General features: G+C 73.3%; 16 protein-coding genes. 9 read left to right on the top strand and 7 right to left on the bottom strand.

Annotation, left to right across the window (positions count from 1 at the left end):
- Window positions 1-140 precede the first annotated feature (140 nt).
- From IE273_RS17275 to IE273_RS17260, 4 genes are read left to right on the top strand one after another with little or no spacing between them, the layout of a single operon-like run.
- Window positions 141-1,364 carry an ROK family transcriptional regulator gene (locus IE273_RS17275; RefSeq protein WP_189816075.1) on the top strand — a complete coding sequence of 408 codons (1,224 nt, stop codon included), beginning with the start codon at window positions 141-143 and terminating at the stop codon, window positions 1,362-1,364.
- Between the two features lie 35 nt (window positions 1,365-1,399).
- Window positions 1,400-3,199, top strand: a complete 1,800-nt coding sequence (locus tag IE273_RS17270) for an alpha-galactosidase D (protein WP_189816074.1) — start codon at window positions 1,400-1,402, stop codon at window positions 3,197-3,199.
- Window positions 3,200-3,223: 24 nt separating this feature from the next.
- On the top strand, window positions 3,224-5,575 hold the full coding sequence (locus IE273_RS17265; RefSeq protein WP_189816073.1) for a glycosyl hydrolase family 95 catalytic domain-containing protein: 2,352 nt from the start codon (window positions 3,224-3,226) through the stop codon (window positions 5,573-5,575).
- Complete coding sequence (locus IE273_RS17260) at window positions 5,572-6,810, top strand: SGNH/GDSL hydrolase family protein (protein WP_189816072.1); 1,239 nt, start codon at window positions 5,572-5,574, stop codon at window positions 6,808-6,810. The genes IE273_RS17265 and IE273_RS17260 overlap by 4 nt, the downstream gene beginning before the upstream one ends.
- 63 nt (window positions 6,811-6,873) lie before the next feature.
- On the opposite strand, the gene IE273_RS17255 is transcribed toward IE273_RS17260, so the two are convergent.
- Genes IE273_RS17255 through IE273_RS17245 form a run of 3 tightly spaced genes read right to left on the bottom strand, consistent with a single transcriptional unit; the run spans window position 6,874 to window position 10,345 of the window.
- A complete protein-coding gene (locus tag IE273_RS17255) occupies window positions 6,874-7,224 on the bottom strand; it encodes a UBP-type zinc finger domain-containing protein (protein ID WP_189816071.1) in 351 nt (116 codons plus the stop codon).
- Window positions 7,221-8,672 carry an ATP-binding protein gene (locus IE273_RS17250; RefSeq protein ID WP_189816070.1) on the bottom strand — a complete coding sequence of 484 codons (1,452 nt, stop codon included), beginning with the start codon at window positions 8,670-8,672 and terminating at the stop codon, window positions 7,221-7,223. The genes IE273_RS17255 and IE273_RS17250 overlap by 4 nt, the downstream gene beginning before the upstream one ends.
- On the bottom strand, window positions 8,669-10,345 hold the full coding sequence (locus IE273_RS17245) for an NAD(P)/FAD-dependent oxidoreductase (RefSeq protein ID WP_189816069.1): 1,677 nt from the start codon (window positions 10,343-10,345) through the stop codon (window positions 8,669-8,671). Before IE273_RS17245 ends, IE273_RS17250 begins: the two co-directional genes overlap by 4 nt.
- Before the next feature lie 260 nt (window positions 10,346-10,605).
- Here IE273_RS17245 and IE273_RS17240 point away from each other — a divergent pair, with 260 nt between their 5' ends.
- Window positions 10,606-11,472 (top strand): universal stress protein, encoded by an 867-nt coding sequence (locus tag IE273_RS17240; RefSeq protein WP_189816068.1) that lies wholly within the window; start codon window positions 10,606-10,608, stop codon window positions 11,470-11,472.
- Window position 11,473: 1 nt separating this feature from the next.
- Here IE273_RS17240 and IE273_RS17235 read toward each other — a convergent pair whose 3' ends face one another.
- From IE273_RS17235 to IE273_RS17225, 3 genes are all read right to left on the bottom strand, one after another.
- Window positions 11,474-12,709 carry a DUF4032 domain-containing protein gene (locus IE273_RS17235; protein WP_189816067.1) on the bottom strand — a complete coding sequence of 412 codons (1,236 nt, stop codon included), beginning with the start codon at window positions 12,707-12,709 and terminating at the stop codon, window positions 11,474-11,476.
- A gap of 320 nt (window positions 12,710-13,029) precedes the next feature.
- Entirely contained in the window at window positions 13,030-13,776 is a 747-nt protein-coding gene (locus tag IE273_RS17230) for an MBL fold metallo-hydrolase (RefSeq protein WP_189816066.1), read from the bottom strand.
- An 81-nt stretch (window positions 13,777-13,857) separates the two neighbouring features.
- Entirely contained in the window at window positions 13,858-14,487 is a 630-nt protein-coding gene (locus tag IE273_RS17225) for an alpha-ketoglutarate-dependent dioxygenase AlkB (protein WP_189816065.1), read from the bottom strand.
- Between the two features lie 114 nt (window positions 14,488-14,601).
- On the opposite strand from IE273_RS17225, the gene IE273_RS17220 reads away from it, so the two are divergent.
- Window positions 14,602-15,222, top strand: a complete 621-nt coding sequence (locus IE273_RS17220) for a TetR/AcrR family transcriptional regulator (protein ID WP_189816064.1) — start codon at window positions 14,602-14,604, stop codon at window positions 15,220-15,222.
- 97 nt (window positions 15,223-15,319) lie between these two features.
- A complete protein-coding gene (locus IE273_RS17215; RefSeq protein ID WP_189816063.1) occupies window positions 15,320-16,993 on the top strand; it encodes an FAD-binding dehydrogenase in 1,674 nt (557 codons plus the stop codon).
- Between the two features lie 2 nt (window positions 16,994-16,995).
- Here the strand turns inward: IE273_RS17215 and IE273_RS17210 are convergent, their stop codons facing one another.
- The gene (locus IE273_RS17210) at window positions 16,996-17,343 is read right to left on the bottom strand and encodes a DUF488 domain-containing protein (RefSeq protein WP_189816062.1); all 348 of its coding nucleotides are present in this window, start codon (window positions 17,341-17,343) and stop codon (window positions 16,996-16,998) included.
- A 165-nt stretch (window positions 17,344-17,508) separates the two neighbouring features.
- On the opposite strand from IE273_RS17210, the gene IE273_RS17205 reads away from it, so the two are divergent.
- Window positions 17,509-18,918: a M1 family metallopeptidase gene (locus IE273_RS17205; protein ID WP_189816061.1), complete on the top strand. Its 1,410-nt coding sequence runs from the start codon at window positions 17,509-17,511 to the stop codon at window positions 18,916-18,918.
- 69 nt (window positions 18,919-18,987) lie between these two features.
- Window positions 18,988-19,722 carry a L,D-transpeptidase family protein gene (locus IE273_RS17200; RefSeq protein ID WP_189816060.1) on the top strand — a complete coding sequence of 245 codons (735 nt, stop codon included), beginning with the start codon at window positions 18,988-18,990 and terminating at the stop codon, window positions 19,720-19,722.
- Window positions 19,723-19,728: the final 6 nt, after the last annotated feature.

Genomic DNA, 19,728 nt, shown 5'->3' with positions numbered 1-19,728 from the left:
GACCACACCGGCACCACCGGATGCCCCGCCCCGTGCGGGGCATCCGCGTGTCCGGGGGCCCTTTCAGCCCCAACAGCCCCCGGAACAACCGCTGTTTCTTTTATTGACAGCGGAAAATAAGAGCCCTAGGTTCCCGTGCCATGCGCTCGACCCCGCGCGCCGAGACCTTCCCGGCGCAGACGCCCGCCGCTGCCCAGGTCTTCACGACGGTCCTGTCCCACGGCCCCCTGACCCGCCTGGAGGCGGGCCGCCGGGCCGGGCTGTCCCCGGCCGCGGTGACCAAGGCGGTACGACCCCTGCTGGCGGCGGGATACCTGGTGGAGGGCGGTGACCCGGCCGGGGGCACCGGCCCGGGGGAGGGCCCGGTGGAAGAGGCCCGCCCGGCCCTCGGCCGGCCCGCCGGCCTGGTCCGGGTCAACGGCGAACGCGCCCTGTTCATCGGGGTGAAGGCGACCGGGGACGAGCTGATCGCCGTCCTGACCGACCTGTGCTGCCGGGTCCGCCTGGCCCGCCGCACCCCCCTGCCCGACCGGGCCGCCGGGCCCGCTCTGGCCTCGATCGCGGACCTGGTCCACGAACTCCTCGCCCACGCCGCCGAGTCGGGCGCGCCGGTGGCCGGCCTCGGCATCGCCGTGTCCGGCGACGTCGACCGCGCCGAGGGAGCCGTACGCTACTCGCCGTTCCTGGACTGGCGGGACGTGCCGCTGGCCGGACTCGCCGCCACCGCCTGCGGACTGCCGGTCACCGTCGACAACGATGTCCGCGCGCTGACCGTCGCCGAGCGGTGGTTCGGCGCCGGAGCGGGGCTCAGCGACTTCGCCGTGGTGACCGTCGGCGCCGGCATCGGCTGCGGACTCGTGGTGCACGGCCGGGTGGTGGCCGGCGCCCACGGGGTGGCCGGCGAGATCGGGCACCTCGTCGTCGACCCCGCCGGGCCCCCGTGCCACTGCGGCAACCGCGGCTGCGTGGAGGCGATCGCCGGGGACGCCGCGATCGTCGCCCGGATGCGCGAGGTCACCGGGCACCAGGTCCCCGACAGCGCCGCCGCCGTGGCCCTCGCCCACCAGGACCTGCCCGGCGCGCGCGAGGTGTACGCGCGGGCGGGCGAGGCCATCGGCCGGGGCATCGCCACCGTCGCCAACCTGCTCGGCCCCGAACGCGTGATCATCTCCGGTGAGGGGCTCGCCGCCTACGACCTCTTCGCCGAACAGATCCGGGAGGCGTTCACCACGGCCGCCTTCGGGTCCGCCGCCCGGTGCGACGTACGGACCCGCCCGCTCCCCTTCGAGGAGTGGGCGCGGGGCGCGGCCGCCGCCGCGATCCAGACCTTCATCACCGAGAACCCCGCCCGCGGAAAGGGCTGAGCCGCCCCGACCCGAACCCACCAGGAGGCAGACCCATGCGGTCACCCTCGTCGTCCGTCCTGCCCGCTCGCGGGCTCGGAGCCGCCGTCGTCCTCGCCCTCACCGCGGGCCTCACGACGGCCGCCCCGGCCACCGCCCACGCCGACACCGCACCCGTCCTGGCCGCCAAGCCCTACATGGGCTGGTCCAGCTGGAGCATGCAGTCGTCCAAGTACCCGGGCCTCAACCCGGACGGCGACTTCAGCTATCTGACCGAGGCGAACGTCCTCAAGCAGGCCGACGCCCTCGCCGCCCGGCTCAAGCCGTACGGCTACACCTACGTCAACATCGACTCCGGCTGGTGGCGGGACAAGGACTGGAAACCGGAGTTCGACGCCTACGCACGCCAGCAGGCCGACCCGGTCCGCTTCCCGCACGGCATGAAGGCGGTGGCCGACCACATCCACGGCCTCGGCCTCAAGGCCGGCATCTACCTGCCCGTCGGTCTGGAGAAGGAGGCGTACGGCGACGGCAAGGTGCCCGTCCGGCACGCCGAGGGCTGCACCACCGCCGACATCGTCTACGGCGACCTGCGCACCACCAACGGCTGGGACAGCGCCTACAAACTCGACTTCGACAAGCCCTGCGCCCAGAAGTACATCGACTCCCAGGCCCAGTTGATCGCCTCCTGGGGCTACGACTTCCTCAAGCTCGACGGCGTCGGGCCCGGTTCCTTCAAGAGCGGCGAGAACTACGACAACGTCGCCGACGTCGCGGCCTGGCAGAAGGCGATCGCCGCCACCGGCCGCCCCGTCCACCTGGAGATCTCCTGGTCCCTGGACATCGGCCACGCCGCCGACTGGAAGAAGTACTCCAACGGCTGGCGCGTCGACACCGACGTCGAGTGCTACTGCAACACCCTCGTCAGCTGGGAGAACTCGGTGGACGACCGCTTCACCGACACCCCCGGCTGGACGAGGCACGCGGGCCCCGGCGGCTGGAACGACCTGGACTCCCTCGACGTCGGCAACGGCGCCATGGACGGTCTGACCAAGGCCGAACGGCAGACCTACGCCACCCTGTGGGCCATCGCCAAGTCCCCGCTCTACACCGGCGACGACCTGACGAAGCTCGACGACTACGGCGTGAAGCTCCTCACCAACCGTGAGGTCATCGCCGTCGACCAGGGCGACTCCCCGCCCGCCCGGCCGGTCACCCCCTCCGACCCCCAGCAGGTGTGGGCCGCGAAGAACCCCAACGGCACCTACACCGTCGCCCTGTTCAACCTCGCCGATGCCCCCGCCGCCGTCACCGCCGACTTCTCCTCCCTCGGCTTCACCGGCAAGGCGTCCGTCCGCGACCTGTGGAACCACGAGAACCTCGGCTCCTACAAGAACAGGATCACCGAGGCCCTGCCGGCCCACGGCTCCCGGCTGTTCACCGTCACCCCGCGCGGCAGCGCCCTGACCACCACCGGCTACGAGGCCGAGGCCGGCGCCAACACCCTCGGCGGCCGGGCCTCCGTGACCGACTGCTCCGCCTGCTCCGGCGGCAAGAAGGTCGGCGACCTCTACGTCGGCGGCACCCTCCGCTTCAACGACGTGGTCGTGGACCGCCCCGGCACCTACCTGATCAAGGTGGCCTACGTCAGCGGCGACCCCCGCCCGGTGAACGTCTCCGCCAACTCCGGCGCCGCCACCCGCCACAGCTTCCCCTCCACCGGCGACTGGGGGACCGTCGAGACGGTCAGCGTCCCCGTCACCCTCAAGGCCGGCAGCAACACCGTCACCTTCGACAGCGGTTCGGACTACGCCCCGGACATCGACCGCATCGACGTCCCCTCCTCCCCGCGCTGACGCCACGGAAGTTCGGAGCCCGCCGTGATACCCACCCCGCCCAGCAGACGCGGCTTCCTCGCGCTCGCCGCGGCCACCGGAGCCCTCGCCTCACTGCCCGCCTTCACCGCCACCGCCGCACCGCGCCGGCCCACCGCGGTGCCCTCCGCCGACGCCCGCCACCGGCTGTGGTGGCGGGCCCCCGCCGACGAACACTCGCTCATCGAGCAGGGACTGCCCGTCGGCAACGGCCGCCTCGGCGCCCTCGCCACCAACGACCCCGGCCGGGAGGTGCTCCTCGTCACCGACGTCACGATGTGGACCGGCGGCCTCAACGACACCCTCGACGCCGACGGCCAGTTCCCCTACGGACGCGACGACTTCGGCTCCCTCACCCTCCTCGCCCGGCTCACCGTCGACATCCCCGACCACGACCTGTCCGCCGTCACCGGCTACCGCCGCACCCTCGACCTCGCCCAGGGCGTGGTCACCACCTCCTACGTCCGCTCCGGCGTCACCTACCGGCGGCAGATGTTCGCCAGCCACCCCGACGACGTCATCGTGCTGCACCTCAGCCAGAGCGGCGGCGGCCGGTACACCGGCACGATCACGCTCGACGGCACCCACGGCGAGAACGGCACGGCGGACTCCTTCGCCGGTGCCTTCCCCGGCGGCCTGCGCTACGGCGCCGCCGTCGAGGCGCGCGGCGACGGCGGCACGGTCCGCACGACCGGCTCGCGCCTGGAGTTCACCGGCTGCCGCGAACTGACCGTCGTACTCAGCGGCGGCACGAACTACACCCCCGACGCCGCCGCCCACTACCGCGACCCCGGCCTGGACCCCCGGGCACTGGCCCGCACCAAGGTCCGTACCGCCGCACGGCACTCCGCCGGCACCCTGCTGCGCACCCACGTCGCCGACCACCGCGCCCTGTTCGACCGGTTCGGGCTCTCCCTCGGCACCTCCTCCGCCGAACAGCGCGCCCTGGACACCTGGGAGCGGATCCAGGCCCGCGCCCGCGACGACGTGCCCGACCCCGAACTGGAAGCGGCCTACGTCCACTTCGGCCGGTACCTGATGATCGCCGGCTCCCGGGACAGCCTGCCGCTCGGCCTCCAGGGCCCCTGGCTCGACGGCAACGACCCGGACTGGATGGGCGACTACCACACCGACATCAACCTCCAGATGAACTACTGGATGGCCGACCGGGCCGGCCTGTCGTCCTGCTTCGACGCGTTCACCGACTACTGCGTCGCCCAGCTCCCCTCCTGGACCGACCTCACCCGAAGGCTCTTCAACGACCCCCGCAACCGCTACCGCAACTCCAGCGGCGAGAACGCCGGCTGGACCCTCGCCATCTCCACCAACCCCTTCGGCGGCGGAGGCTGGTGGTGGCACCCGGCCGGGAACGCCTGGCTGTGCAACTCCCTGTTCGAGCACTACGAGTACACGCGGTCCCGCGCCCACCTGGAGAAGATCTACCCGCTGCTGAAGGGCGCCTGCGAGTTCTGGGTGGCCCGGCTGCTCACCACCACGCTGCCCGACAACGGCCGCGAGGTGCTGATCGCCGACAGCGACTGGTCCCCCGAGCAGGGCCCGCTCGACGCCAAGGGCATCACCTACGCCCAGGAACTGGTGTGGGCCCTCTTCGGCAACTACCGCACCGCGGCGCGTGAGCTGGGCCGGGACGCCGGGTACGCGCGCACCGTCGGCGCCCTGCGCGACAAGCTGTACCTGCCCGTGGTGAGCCCCAAGACCGGCCTGCTGGAGGAGTGGATGTCGCCGGACGACCTCGGCGAGACCACCCACCGGCACCTCTCCCCGCTCGTCGGCCTGTTCCCCGGCGACCGCATCCGGCCCGACGGCTCCACCCCCGCCGACATCGTCACCGGCGCCACCGCCCTGCTCACCGCGCGCGGCATGAACAGCTTCGGCTGGGCCAACGCCTGGCGCGCCCTGTGCTGGGCCCGGCTGAAGAACGCCGACAAGGCCTACCAGCTCGTCGTCACCAACCTGCGCCCCTCCACCGGCGGCGGCAACGGCACCGCGCCCAACCTCTTCGACATCTACGAGGTCGAGCGGGGCCGGGGCATCTTCCAGATCGACGCCAACTTCGGCACCCCGGCCGCCGTGGCCGAGATGCTGCTCTACTCCCGCCCCGGGCACCTGGAACTGCTGCCGGCCCTCCCGGACGCCTGGGCCGCGGCCGGTTCGCTCACCGGTGCCGGGGCCCGCGGCGGCTTCCTCGTGGACCTTCGGTGGCGGGACGGGAAACCCACCGAGGTACGGCTGCGCAGCGTCGGCGGCACCACGACCTCCGTGGGATACGCGGGGACGTTCCGCACGGTCCGCGTCCGGCCCGGCGAGACCGTCACGCTCCGGGACCTCGCCCGGTGAGCGCCCGCCCCGCACGCCGCCGGCGCGTCCTCGCGGTCCTGCTCACCGCCGTCGCCCTCCAGACCGCGCCCGCCGCCCGGGCCGCCACCCCGCCCGAGTCGGCCGCCCTGCCCGAGTCGGCCACCCGGGCCACCGGAGTGGTCACCTGGGCGGCGAGCGCCGACCGCATGGGCGAGGGCACGGCCGGCCAGGGCTACCGGCTCGTCGTCCACACCAGCGTCGGCGGCAGCGACCTCCGCGTCCGCTTCACCAACGCCTTCGGCGACCGGCCGCTGACCCTGGACGGCGTCCACGCGGGAGTGCGTGCCCAGGGCGCCGCCCTGCGGCCGGGCAGCAACCGGCCGCTCACCTTCGGCGGCGCCCGCACGGTCACCGTCCCGGCCGGGGCCGTCGCCTGGAGCGACCCGCTGCCCGGCCGGATCGCCGCCGGCACCGACCTGGTCGTCAGTCTGCGCACCCCGGACGCGGCCGGCCCGGCCACCGGCCACGGGATGGCGATGCAGACGTCGTACACCGGACCGGGCGAGTACACCGCCGAGGAGAGCGGGACGCACTGGACGCGGACCACCGGGTCCTGGTGGTACATCGACTCGGTCGCCGTACGGCCCTCCCGGGCGGCCGGCGGTGCCGTGGTCGCGCTCGGCGACTCCATCACCGACGGCTGGCAGTCCGGCACCGACCTGAACCGGCGCTGGCCCGACTACCTCGCCCGGCGCCTGAACGCGGCCGGCGGACCCGTCCAGGGCGTGGCCAACGAGGGCATCTCGGGCAACAAGGTCCTCGCCGACGGCGCCGGACAGGCCGCTCCGCACCGGCTGGACCGGGACGTGCTGTCCCAGCCCGGGGTGCGCACGGTCTTCCTCTTCGAGGGCGTGAACGACATCAAGGCCCACACCGGGGTCACCGCCGACGATCTGATCGCCGGTTACCGGGAGATCGCCCGCCGGGCGCACGCGGCCGGCACATGCGTGGTCGCCGCCACCGTCGGACCGTTCAAGGGCTGGCCGGAATGGGACCCGGCCGGCGAAGCCGTACGGCAGGAGGTGAACCGGTACCTGCGCGGCAGCGACGAGTTCGACGCCGTCACCGACTTCGACCGCGTGCTGCGCAGCCCGTACGACCCCGAGCGCATGCTGCCGTTCCTCGACGGCGGCGATCACCTGCACCCCAACGACAAGGGCATGCAGGCCATGGCCGACGCCGTCGACCTGGACAGCCTCGACTGCGCCCGCTGAGGGCAGTGCCCAGGACACGCGACGGCCGGGCCGGGGTCGCCCCCGGCCCGGCCGTCGCGTTCCTCAGCGCAGTGTCCGCGCCCAGTCCGCCGGCACCCGGCCCGCCGGGCCCGGCACCGGCTGGTCGGCGGGATGGGAGTCCGGGGGAGTGAGGGCGGGCCCGGAGCCGTACAGCTGGTCCGTGCCGAAGTCCCAGAACCAGTCCTCGCCCGGCTCGAAGCTCTGGATGATCGGGTGTCCCGTCTCGCGGTAGTGGGCGGTGGCGTGCTTCGAGGGGGAGTCGTCGCAGCAGCCGACGTGCCCGCACTGTGCGCACCGGCGGAGGTGGAACCACCAGCCGCCCGCCTCCTCGCACTCCACGCAGCCCGTGCCGCTGGGCGGGACGCTGGGGTCGATTCCCTCGATGTCGTTCATACCGGCTCCTCGTCGGGCGTCTCGGCGGTCAGGGGGAGCAGCACCTGGAAGCGGGTGTCGCCGGGGACCGACTCCACCCGCAGGGCGCCGTGGTGCTTGTTGACGACGATCCGCCAGGAGATGTCCAGGCCGAGCCCGGTGCCCTCGCCGACCGGTTTGGTGGTGAAGAACGGGTCGAAGATCCGGTCCTTGATCTCCGGCGGCACACCGGGACCGGTGTCCCGGAACTCGACCAGCAACTGCTCGTTGTGGAGCGCCGTCCGCACGGTCAGCGTGCCCTGGCCGCCCGCGCTGTTCATGGCCGAGACGGCGTTGTCCACCAGGTTGGTCCACACCTGGTTCAGCTCGGCCGGGTAGGCGGGCACCGGCGGGAGCGCGCGGTCGTACTCCTTGACGACCTCGATGCCCCGCCCGATCTTCCCGGAGAGCATCAGCAGCGTGCTGTCGAGGAGTTCGTGCACGTCCACCACCCGGTACGGCGCCCGGTCGAGCTGCGAGTACTGTTTGGCCGCGTCGACGAGGTGCGAGATGCGGGCGGTGGAGTCCTCGATCTCGTTCATCAACAGCTCGGTCTCGATGGTGTAGTTGAGCCAGCCGACCGCGTTCGGCAGGATCTCCTGGTCCACCGCTGCCGCGACCTGCTCCAGCCAGTCCACGTCGACCCCGGCCTGCACGAAGGTGGGCGCCAGCTGCCAGGCCCGCTCGACGCCGTGGTCCTCCAGCCAGTCGGTGAGCGTGTCCTCCCGGTCACTGGCCTCCAGCGGGCTGAGCGCCGGGGCCTTCGCCACCCGCTCCGCGGTGCGCTCCTGGATCTCGACCAGGCGCGCCAGCACATCGCGGGAGAAGGGGCCCTCGGCGATCAGGCCGAGCTTGCGCCGCATCTTCGCGACCCGCTCCCGCAGGGTCGCGGTGGCCCGGACCGCCGCCGCGGCGGGGTTGTTCAGCTCGTGCGTGAGCCCCGCCGACAGCGAGCCCAGCGCCAGCAGCCGCTCCCGCTGCCCGATCATCGCCTGGGTGTTCTTCGTCCCGAAGAACAGGCCCTCCAGCAGGTGCACGGCCATCGGGAACCACTCGCGCACGACGTCCGCGAAGAGCTCCGCCGGCAGCACGAAGAACCGCGTCGGCTCGGTGACCCGCATGGAGTTGTTGTAGACCTGCGGGACCCGGTCGCCGAGGTACGCCTGCATCGCGCCCCCGTACACCCCGGGCTGCGAGGTCCGGATGACCTCCACGTCGTCACCGCCGACCCGGCGGGACAGGACGACCGCCCCCTCGATCATCACGTAGAAGCGGGTGGCCGGGTCGCCCTCGGCGTAGACCGGGCCGGGCTGGAACAGTTCCACCCGCCCCTGGGCGCACAGCCGGCCCAGCTGCTCGTCGCTGAGCTTCTCGAAGAGGAACAGCGAGCCGACCTCCTGCGGGCTGCACGCCACGACCTGCCCGCTCACGACTGCTCCAGGTAACGGTGGACGAGCATCACGGCCATGGCTCCCTCTCCGACGGCGGAGGCGACACGCTTGGCGGACTCGGAGCGCGCGTCACCCGCCACGAACACCCCGGGGATGCTGGTCTCCAGGTGGTACGGCGGCCGGTCCAGCTCCCAGCCGGCCGGTGGCCGCCCGTCGGCGGTCAGGTCGGGCCCGGCCAGGATGAACCCGCGCCGGTCGCGCAGCACCGCCTCGCCCAGCCAGTCGGTCAGCGGGGCGGCGCCGATGAACACGAACATCCACTGCGCGTCGACCCGCTCCGTCTCCCCGGTCACCGTGTTCCGCAGCGTCAGCTGCTCCAAGTGCTCGGCGCCGTGCGCCTCCTCGACGACCGTGTGGCAGCGCACCGAGATGTTCGGGGCCTCGCCGATCTGCTGGATCAGATAGTGCGACATGGACGCCGACAGGTCCGGGCCGCGCACCAGCAGCGTCACCGACTTCGCGCCCCGGGACAGGTACATGGCCGCCTGGCCCGCCGAGTTGGCGCCGCCGACGATGTACACGTCCTGGCCCTGGCAGGAGGTTGCCTCGGTCAGCGCCGAGCCGTAGAACACCCCGCAGCCGGTCAGGTCGGTGCAGCCCGCCGCCTCCAGCTGGCGGTACTGCACCCCGGTCGCGAGGATCACGCTGTGCGCGGCGATCGCCGAGCCGTCCGCGAACCGTACGACGCGTGCGGCCCCGTTGACCTCCAGGCCCGTCACCTCACGGGCGGTCAGCATCTCGGCGCCGAACTTGGCGGCCTGCCGCCGTGCCCGGTCGGTGAGCTGGGCGCCGGAGACCCCGTCGGGGAAGCCGAGGTAGTTCTCGATCCGGGAGCTCTGCCCGGCCTGCCCCCCGGTCGCCGAGCGCTCCACCAGCACGGTCCGCAGGCCCTCGGAGGCCCCGTACACGGCCGCGCCGAGCCCGGCCGGGCCGCCGCCGATCACGATGAGGTCGTAGAAGTCGGCCGTCGGTGTCGTCGCCAGGCCCACGTGCGCGGCCAGCTCGGGCGCCTCGGGTTCCACCAGGACCGTGCAGTCCGGGGTGATCACCAGCGGCAGCCGCTGCCCGTCCTGCCCGGCCGCCGCCAGCAGCCGCTGCCCCTCCGGCTCCTCCACCGAGTACCAGCGGTAGGGCACCTGGTTGCGGGCCAGGAACTCCCGCACGTCCGAGGAGCGCGCCGACCAGCGGTGCCCGACGACCTTGGTGCTGGGCACCGGCTTGTAGGCGCTGTTGCGCCACGCGTCCAGCAGATCGTCCAGGACCGGGTAGAGCTTCTCCTCCGGCGGGTCCCACGGCTTGAGCAGGTAGTGGTCCAGGTCGACCACGTTGATCGCGTCGATCGCCGCGTTGGTGTCCGCGTACGCGGTCAGCAGCACCCGGCGCGCCCCCGGGTACACGTCGAGCGCCTGCTCCAGGAACTCGATGCCGTTCATCTGCGGCATGCGGTAGTCGGCCAGGATCACCGCGACGAGGTCGCCGCGCAGCTTCAGCTCGCGCAGGGCGTCCAGCGCGGATTCGCCGGACTCCGCGCGCACGATCCGGTACGACTCGCCGTAGCGCCGCCTGAGATCGCGGGCGACGGCACGGGATACCCCCGGGTCGTCGTCCACGGTCAGGATGACGGTCCGCGCGGTGTCGGCGGCCTGTGCCATACGTCTCCCACCCGAGTGTCGGATCCCCCCCGGCCGGTGTCATGCGGACACCGCACCGGTTCCAGGCCATCGTATGGTCGGTCCGCCCGGACGCGCTTGTCCGACGGAGACCGGTACTTGCCTGACAGTGACCATCCAGCGCGCCCGCTGCCCGGGGGACCGGTGCGGCGGTTCGTGGAAGAGATCATCATGACCGTGCGCACCGGCGCCCGACAGCGGGCACCCGGAACCCGAGGACACGACGACGAGGAGGCCCACGGATGACACGCCCGATCACGGCAGGGGTGGACGGTACGGCGGAGAGCCTGGCCGCGCTGGACTGGGCGGCCCGGGAGGCCGTCCGCCGCGGGCTGCCGCTGCGGGTGGTCCATGCCTGGCGGTACGCCGAGGCGCTCGCCACCGCCGACCGGGACACCCAGCGCGGGTGGGTGTCGGAGGGCGCCACGCAGGCCGTGCGCACCATCTCCGAGCGGCACCCCGAGCTGACGGTGACCACCGACGTGGTGGAGGGCGCGGCGGCGCACGCGCTGGCCGGCGCGGCGGCCGACGCCGAGATGCTGGTGCTCGGCTCGCGCGGCCACGGACCCGTCGTCGGGTTCCTGCTGGGCTCGGTCGGCCAGCAGGTGATCGCGGAGGCGACCCGGCCCGTGGTCCTGGTGCGCGCCGAGGACCAGCCCGCGGCGGAGGCGGCCGGCCGGGACGTCGTGGTCGGCCAGCACGGCGGCCCCGAGGACAGCGCGGCGGCGCTGCGGTTCGCGTTCGAGACGGCGGCGGCCCGTGGCGCCGCCGTCCGGGCCGTCCGGGCCTGGACCCTGCCGCCGGTCTTCGCCTACAGCCCCGGTTCGCTCAAGCTGCTGGACGACGCGGGCGGTCTCGAACCGTACGAGAAGCAGGCGCTGGCCGATGCCCTCCGGCCGTGGCGGGAGCGGTTCCCCGAGGTGCCCGTGGCCGAGCACGTCGAGATGGGCAGCGCCGCCCAGGTGCTGCTGTCGATGACCGGCCGGGCCCAGCTGATGGTCGTCGGGCGCCGGGCGCGCCGTACGGCCGTCGGCGCCCGGATCGGTTCGGTCGCGCACGGGGTGCTGCACCACGCCGACTGCCCGGTGGCCGTGGTCCCGCACGAGTGACCTACTCCGGGTCGGCCGTCTCCAGGCCGGCCCGGGCCTTGGGCAGGACGTTCTCGATGTAGTCCTTGACGGCGGTGTCGAGACCTATGTCGTGCTGCGCGCGCTCGGACAGGTACCAGCGGTGTTCGAGGAGCTCGTGGTAGATCTCGGCCGGGTCCATGGAGCCGCGCAGCTCCGGTGGCACCGCCCGCACCGTCGGCCGGAACACGTCCCGCACCCAGCGGTGGGCGAGCACCTCCGGGCGGGCGGCGAGGGGATCGCCGGGCGCGTAGTCGTCCTGGGTGGCCATCCAGCTCTCCAGGTCGTTCAGCAGCCGCCGGGCCTGGTTCTCCTCGGCGTCCAGACCGGTCAGCCGGAGCAGCTGCCGCTGGTGGTGCCCGGCGTCGACGACCTTGGGCACGAAGGTGACGGTGTCGCCGTTGGAGGAGTGCTCGATCTGCATCTCGGCGACGTCGAAGCCGAGGTCGTTCAGGCGGCGGATCCGGCGCTCGATGTAGTGGTACTTGCCCGCCGGGTACACCGAGGTGCGGGTCAGCTCCTGCCACAGGCCGTGGTAACGGGTGCAGATCTCGTGGCCGAACTCGACCGGGTCGACGGACGGGTGCAGCGCGCCGGACGCCTCCAGGTCCAGCAGCTCCCCGCTGATGTTCACGCGGGCCAGGTCCAGGTCGTAGTCGCGTTGTCCGGGGCTGAGCCGGGGGTGCAGGTCGCCGGTCTCGGCGTCGACCAGATAGGCCGCGTAGGCGCCCGCGTCCCGCCGGAACAGGGTGTTGGACAGCGAGCAGTCGCCCCAGGCGAACCCCGCCAGGTGGAGGCGGACCAGCAGCACGGCGAGGGCGTCCATGAGCCGGTGCATGGTCGCCGGGCGCATGGTCGTCTCGAACATCGACCGGTAGGGCATCGAGCCGCGCAGGTGCCGGGTGATGAGCACCGGCTCCAGCGGGGCGCCGGCGGGGTCGGTGCGGCCGGTGACCACGGCGAGCGGGTCGACGGCGGGGATGCCGAGCCGGTCCAGGTCGCGCAAGAGCTCGTACTCGCGCAGGGCGGGCCGTTCGGCCAGTTCCTTGACGGCGACCACCTCGTCGCCGGCGTGGGCGTAGCGCACCACGTGCCGGGAGATGCCGCGGGGGAGCGGCACGAGGTACTCCTCGGGCCACTCCTCCAGCGGGGTGTCCCAGGGGAGCGCGAGCAGGAGCGCGGGGTGCTCCGGTTTCGTGGCGCTGATCTGCAAGGCCATGGCACGAACCCTAAGGCCCCGCGCTCCGGTTCGAGGAGGCCGGTCCCCTCCGGGAGGCCCGGCGCGCTCCGCGCGGACCTTCGCGCCAGGCGGCCCGGCCCCTGTGGGGGGCCAGGCGTGCCTCCTGCGGTCCGGCCCCCGCGGAAGCCGGCCACGCTTCGGGCGGCCGGGTCCTTCCGGGAGGCCACGCAGGCTGCGGGCGGGTCCGGTCCCTCCGGGCGGGCCGCTCTCCGGGCGGCTCGGTCCCTTCGCGCGGCCTGGTCCCTCTGGGAGACGCGGCGCGCTCCGGGCGGACCGGTTCCGCCAGGCGGCTCGTTCGGCTACGACGCCCGTTCCCGGGCCTGTTCGGCCGCGGCCCGTACCGAACCATGGTGGAGCGGTCCGTGGCCGGGCAGCAGGGTGTCGCCGTCGAGCGCGCCGACCACGTCCAGGGAGGCCAGTGTCCGCGCGCGGTCGTGGTGGAAGAAGTCGGGCAGCAGCTGCGGGCCCTTGAGCCGGGAGGTGGCGTGCCCGCTGACCAGGGCGTCCCCGGAAATCACGATGCCGGCGTCGGGCAGGTGGTAGACGCAGTGCCCGTCCGTGTGGCCGGGGGTGTGCACCGGGACCGGCCGCCCCGGCAGGTCGAGCGCCCCCTCGGTGGGGAACGGCTCGGGGGACGTGACGGGGTGCTGCTCGGTGCCGCCCACGCGGATCACGTGCACCGCCCAGGGCAGCACGCCGGGCCGCCAGGCGTTGCGCACCACGTCGGCGATGGTCGCCTGCTGGAGGAAGTCGCGCCGGGCGTGCGGGACCTCGGCCGGGTGGAGGTAGACCGGGGTGCCGTGGGCGGCGCGCAGGTACTCGGCGGAGCCCAGGTGGTCGTTGTGCGCGTGGGTGATGAGGACGGCGGCGACCGCGTCCGGTGAACTCCCCACCTCGGCGAGGGACTCCAGCAGCCCGGACCGGTCCCCGGGGTATCCGGTGTCCACCAGCGTGACGGCGTCGCCGTCCTTGAGGATCACCCAGTTGGTGTTGTGGCCGTGCACCAGGTAGGTGCCGTCGGCGACTTGTCTTACTTCTGCCCGCATGATCTCTCCGAGCCCTCAGCGGCGGATCGTCGGGGACAGCCAACCAGACGGAGGATCGTCCCGCGCGGGCGGGCCCCGTCGTCAGTGCACGCCGTGCGGGCGGAACTGGATGCTGATGCGCGGTCCCGTGGCCCGGCTGGTCTTGGGGACGCAGTGCTCCCAGGTCCGCTGGCAGGAGCCGCCCATGACGATGAGGTCGCCGTGGCCGAGCGGGTGCCGGACCGCCGTACCGCCTCCGCCGGCCGGCCGCAGCAGCAGGTCGCGGGGCTCGCCGACGGAGAGGATCGCGACCATCGTGTCCTCCCGGGAGCCCCGGCCGATCCGGTCGCCGTGCCAGGCGACGCTGTCCCGGCCGTCGCGGTAGTAGCACAGCCCGGCGGTGGTGAACGGCTCGCCCAGTTCGCCGGTGTAGTGCCGGGACAGGGCGGTGCGGGCCTCGTCGAGGACCGGGTGGGGCAGCGGGTCCTCGGCCCGGTAGAAGGCGAGCAGGCGCGGCACGGCCACCACGTTGTCGTACATCTTGCGCTGCTCGGCCCGCCAGGGGACCTCGGCCGCCAGGTGCTCGAACAGGTCGTCGGCGCCGCTCAGCCAGCCCGGCAGGACATCGATCCAGGCGCCCGAGCCCAGTTCGGCCCGGCGCAGCCCGACGAGCGGGCCGAGCCTCAGCTCGTCGGTCTGGTCGAACAGGGAGCCCTGGAGGTGCGTGGACATGGGTCCAGCGTACTCCTTAATCGAAAGTTCGTTCCATTTGATCAGCGGGCGCGCAGAGGGTTTCGATACACTGGTGTATCCGATACATTCGCGTATCCAATGGAGGAGGCAGCCATGGAGACGGCCGGACGCGTCACCCGGCGCCGGGTCCGCACCCGCGCCCGGCTGCTCGACGCCGCGTTCGCGGTGTTCGCGGCCAAGGGCTACGGGCGCGTCTCCATCGAGGAGGTCTGCGAGGCGGCCGGGTTCAGCCGGGGCGCCTTCTACTCGAACTTCGCCACCCTGGACGAGCTGTTCTTCGCCCTCTACCAGGAGCGCGCCGACCTCATCGCCGCCCAGGTGGCCGACGCGCTCGCCCAGGACGGGCCCGACCTCGACGTGCCCGCCTCCGTGGACCGGGTCACCGAGGTGCTGCTGCTCGACGTCGACTGGCTGCTGGTGAAGACCGACTTCCTGGTGCACGCCGCCCGGAACCCGGCCGTCGCCCGGGCCCTCCTCGACCACCGCGCGCGGCTCCGGCGGGCCATCGTCGACCGGCTCTCCCGGGCCGGGGGCCACACCGCACTTCCCGCCGTGCTCGGCGACGCCGACGGCGCCGCGCACGCCGTGGTCGCCGCGTACGACGGGGTCACCACCCAACTGCTGCTGGACCGGGACGTCGAGGCCGCCCGGGCCTGGCTGGGGCAGCTGCTCACCGCACTGCTCACGGACGGCAGCCGCACCCCCGCCGCATGAGCACAGCCGGCACGGCACCGTCGTACGAGCGCACGCGCACCGGCACGGGCCGGCGCCGAGCACCGTACCGAGCACCGTCAGGAAGGACACAGTCGTCATGGACGCGGACGCCATCGTCGTCGGAGCGGGTCTCGCCGGCCTGGTCGCGGCACACGAACTCACCAGCCGGGGCCGCCGGGTGGCCCTCGTCGACCAGGAGAACGCCGCCAACCTCGGCGGCCAGGCGTTCTGGGCCTTCGGCGGCCTCTTCCTGGTGGACTCGCCCGAGCAGCGCCGCCTCGGCATCAAGGACTCCCTGGCCCTCGCCTGGAGCGACTGGCAGGGCAGCGCGCGGTTCGACCGGCTCGCCGACGAGGACTCCTGGGCGGTGCGCTGGGCCCGCGCCTACGTCGAGTTCGCGGCCGGCGAGAAGCGGTCCTGGCTCCAGGGACACGGCATCGAGCTGCTGCCCACGGTCGGCTGGGCCGAGCGCGGCGACCTGCGGGCGGACGGGCACGGCAACTCCGTGCCCCGCTTCCACATCGCCTGGGGCACCGGCACCGGCGTGGTCGAGCCCTTCGTGCGCTACGCCCGGCAGGCCGCCCGGGACGGACTGCTGACCTTCCACCACCGCCACCGGGTGGACGAACTGGTCGTCGAGGGGGGCACGGCACGCGGTGTGCGCGGCACCGTCCTCGCCCCCGACGACTCCCCGCGCGGCGTCGCCTCCAGCCGCGACCGCGCCGGCGACTTCGAACTCACAGCCCAGGCCGTGGTCGTCACCACCGGCGGCATCGGCGCCGACCACGACATCGTCCGCCGCTACTGGCCCGAGCGGCTCGGCACGCCCCCCGCCGAGATGGTCACCGGCGTCCCCGCCTACGTCGACGGCCGCATGCTCGACATCAGCGCCGAGGCCGGCGTACGCCTGGTGAACCGCGACCGCATGTGGCACTACACCGAGGGCCTGCGCAACTGGGACCCGATATGGCCCGGCCACGGCATCCGCATCCTGCCCGGCCCGTCGTCCCTGTGGCTCGACGCCCTCGGCCGCCGGCTGCCCGACCCCTGCCTGCCCGGCTACGACACCCTCAGCACCCTCAGGTACCTGCGCACCACCGAGGACATCGCCGGGTACGACCACTCCTGGTTCATCCTCACCCGGAAGATCATCGAGAAGGAGTTCGCGCTCTCCGGCTCCGAGCAGAACCCCGACATCACCGCCAAGGACCGCAAGGCCGTGCTGCGCGACCGGCTGCTCGGCAAGGGGGCCCCGGCACCGGTGCGGGCCTTCCTCGACCACGGCGCCGACTTCGTCACGGCCGGGAACCTGGAGCAGCTCGTCGAGAAGATGAACGGCCTGACCGGCGAGCCGCTGCTGGACGCGGCCGTGGTGCGCCGCCAGATCGAGGCCCGCGACCTCCAGATCGCCCACCCCTACAGCAAGGACGCCCAGGTCCAGGGCATCCGCAACGCCCGCCGCTACATCGGCGACCGGCTCGGCCGCGTCGCCGCCCCGCACCGCCTCCTCGACCCGGCCGCCGGCCCCCTCATCGCAGTTCGGATGCACGTGCTGACCCGCAAGGCCCTCGGCGGCATCCAGACCGACCTGGACTCCCGGACGCTCGGCACCGACGGCACGCCGATCGAGGGGCTGTACGCGGCCGGCGAGGTCGCCGGCTTCGGCGGTGGCGGTGTCCACGGCTACAACGCCCTGGAGGGCACCTTCCTCGGCGGCTGCCTCTTCTCGGGCCGCGCGGCGGGCCGGCACGCGGCCCGGCACACCGGCTGACCTCAGCCCTCCACCAGCTCCGCGAGGACGTGCGCGTGGCTCTCCTCGGTCTTCTTGGACGCCGTGAGGAGGGTCACCGTGCCCGAGCGGGCCGACTCCCTGAGGCGGTCCAGCAGTTCGGCGGCCCGGGGGGCTTCCAGCTCCTGCTCGTAGCGGCTCCTGAACTCCTCGTAGGAGCCCCCGCCGTGGTACCACGTGCGCAGCTCGCTCGACGGGGTCAGTTCCTTCGGCCACTCGTCCACGTGCGCCGCGTCCTTGGCGAGGCCGCGCGGCCACAGCCGGTCGACCAGGACGCGCAGACCGTCGTCGGGCTCGGGCGGTTCGTAGATCCGGCGCACACGCACGCTCACGGTCGGGCCCCTCTCGGGTCGTGGACGGTCGTGCGAGCCTACTGCGCCGGCCCGCGCCCACCTGGCGGCGACGCGGAACGACTTGACCTGAACAAGGGGGAAATGGACCCGCACGGCGCCTACTCTGACGGCCAGTCGATCATCGGCCACTTCCGAGGAGCACATGTGACGCCATCCCGCAGACAGCCCGCCCGCCGCCGTACCGCCGTCCTCGCCACCGTCCCCGTCGCCGTGGCCGCCCTCCTGGGCGCCGCCGGACCCACGGCCCCGGGCACCACCGGAGCCCCCGGCGCGGGCGACCCGTACTTCCCGCTCAGCGGCAACGGCGGCTACGACGTCCGCCACTACGACCTGACACTGCGGTACGACACCTCGGCCCGCCGCCTGGACGCCACCGCGGTGCTCACCGCCCGCGCCACCCAGCGCCTCACCCGCTTCGACCTCGACCTCACCGGCCTGAAGGTCACCGCCGTCACCGTCGACCGCACGAAGGCGGCCTTCCGGCGCGACGGCCAGGAACTCGTCGTCACCCCGCGCCACGCCCTGCGCGCCGGGCAGGAGTTCCGTGTCACGGTCGCCTACCACGGCATACCCAAGCCGGTCACCGACCCCGACGGCTCGGCGGACGGCTGGATCCCCACCGACGACGGCGCGTTCGTCGCCGGCGAGCCGCAGGGCGCGATGACGTGGTTCCCGGCCAATGCCCACCCCAAGGACAAGGCGTCGTACGACTTCACCATCACCGTGCCCGAGGGGCGCGCCGCCGTCGCCAACGGCGTCCTGCTCGGCCGGAGCACCGCCGGCGGGAAGACGACCTTCCGCTGGCGCGAGACCCAGCCCATGGCCACCTACCTGGCGACCGCCACCATAGGCAAGTTCCAGGTCGAGCGGTACACCACCCGCGACGGCATCCAGGTGTACAACGCCGTGGACCCCCGCGAGGCCAGCGCCGCGGCGCCCGTGCTGAAGAAGCTGCCCTCCGTGCTGGACTGGGAGAGCAAGCTGTTCGGGCCCTACCCGTTCCGGGCCGCCGGAGCCATCGTCGACCACGCCCCGGACGTCGGCTACGCCCTGGAGACCCAGACCCGGCCGGTCTACGACTCCGCCCCCGACCTCGACACCCTCGTCCACGAGAGCGCCCACCAGTGGTTCGGGGACTCCGTCACCCTCACCGCCTGGAAGGACATCTGGCTCAACGAGGGCTTCGCCACCTACGCCGAGTGGCTCTACGCCGAGCAGCACGGCGGCCGGAGCGCCCAGCAGGCCTTCGACTCCCTCTACGCCCGCCCCGCGAGCGACGAGTTGTGGGCCTACCCGCCCGGCGACCCGGGCAGCGGCGGGAACATCTTCGGCACCCCCGTCTACGCCCGCGGCGCCATGGCGCTGCACGAACTGCGCCGGACCGTCGGCGACCGGGACTTCTTCCGGATCCTTCGGGCCTGGGCGACCGGGCACCGCGGCGGACACGGGACCACGGCACAGTTCGTCAGCCTCGCCGAGGCGACGTCGGGCAAGCGGCTGGACGGGCTGTTCCACACCTGGCTGTACACCTCGGGCAAGCCGAACCACGCCTGAGATCCGGCCAGTTCCCCGCGCGTTCCCGACGCTGACCGGTTCCAAACAACTGCCGGTCAAGATCGGCTCATGATCCGACGCAGAACCGCTGTCGCTCTCCTCGCCTCCCCGCTGCTCCTCACCGGCTGCGGCGGCGGAGCCGAGGCGACCGAAGGCCGGACCCCGGCCCGCCTTCCGGCACCAGCGCCCACCCCCGGCACGCCCAGCCCGTCGGCCCCGCGCGGCATACCCGGCCTCGGGCCCGAGCGGACCGCGGCGATACCCGCGCGCTGCACCCAGGCCGTCGTCGTCACCGGGCGCGGCGAGAACTCCCCGCTCTGCACCGTCGTCCTGCACCAGCGCACCCCCGCCGGCTGGCAGGCCGGAGCCGCCTGGCCCGGCCACAACGCGCTGCACGGCTGGAGCGCCCACCACATGCTCGGCGACCTCCGCTCCCCGCTCGGCGTCTACACCCTCTCCGACGCCGGCGGGCTGCTCCCGGACCCCGGCGGCAAGCTCCCGTACCACCACTCCAGCGGATTCCACTCGCCCGGCACCGGCTTCAAGGGCGAGCCCCTGGAGGGCTCCTTCGACTACGTCATCGCCATCGACTACAACCGCGAGCCCGGCACCTCGCCCCTGGACTGGACCCGGCCCCTCGGTCCGGAACGCGGTGGGGGAGTGTGGCTGCACGTCGACCACGGCGGACCCACCCACGGCTGCGTCAGCGTCGCCAAGGCGCACATGAAGGACCTCCTGCGCACCCTCGACCCCGACCGGCACCCGGTCGTCGTCATGGGGCACGCCGACTGGCTCGCGCACTGAGCCGCT

The organism is Streptomyces olivaceoviridis (assembly GCF_014650115.1).
GTDB lineage: Bacteria > Actinomycetota > Actinomycetes > Streptomycetales > Streptomycetaceae > Streptomyces > Streptomyces olivaceoviridis.
Note: the sequence above shows the minus strand (reverse complement) of the source record. Positions and strands in the feature narration are given on the sequence as shown.

Bases quoted from the DNA above. Each gene is read 5' to 3' on its own strand.
- IE273_RS17275 (WP_189816075.1), top strand. From the start codon at position 141: ATGCGCTCGACCCCGCGCGCCGAGACCTTCCCGGCGCAGACGCCCGCC.
- IE273_RS17270 (WP_189816074.1), top strand. From the start codon at position 1,400: ATGCGGTCACCCTCGTCGTCCGTCCTGCCCGCTCGCGGGCTCGGAGCC.
- IE273_RS17255 (WP_189816071.1), bottom strand. From the start codon at position 7,224: ATGAACGACATCGAGGGAATCGACCCCAGCGTCCCGCCCAGCGGCACG.
- IE273_RS17245 (WP_189816069.1), bottom strand. From the start codon at position 10,345: ATGGCACAGGCCGCCGACACCGCGCGGACCGTCATCCTGACCGTGGAC.
- IE273_RS17240 (WP_189816068.1), top strand. From the start codon at position 10,606: ATGACACGCCCGATCACGGCAGGGGTGGACGGTACGGCGGAGAGCCTG.
- IE273_RS17235 (WP_189816067.1), bottom strand. From the start codon at position 12,709: ATGGCCTTGCAGATCAGCGCCACGAAACCGGAGCACCCCGCGCTCCTG.
- IE273_RS17230 (WP_189816066.1), bottom strand. From the start codon at position 13,776: ATGCGGGCAGAAGTAAGACAAGTCGCCGACGGCACCTACCTGGTGCAC.
- IE273_RS17225 (WP_189816065.1), bottom strand. From the start codon at position 14,487: ATGTCCACGCACCTCCAGGGCTCCCTGTTCGACCAGACCGACGAGCTG.
- IE273_RS17220 (WP_189816064.1), top strand. From the start codon at position 14,602: ATGGAGACGGCCGGACGCGTCACCCGGCGCCGGGTCCGCACCCGCGCC.
- IE273_RS17215 (WP_189816063.1), top strand. From the start codon at position 15,320: ATGGACGCGGACGCCATCGTCGTCGGAGCGGGTCTCGCCGGCCTGGTC.
- IE273_RS17200 (WP_189816060.1), top strand. From the start codon at position 18,988: ATGATCCGACGCAGAACCGCTGTCGCTCTCCTCGCCTCCCCGCTGCTC.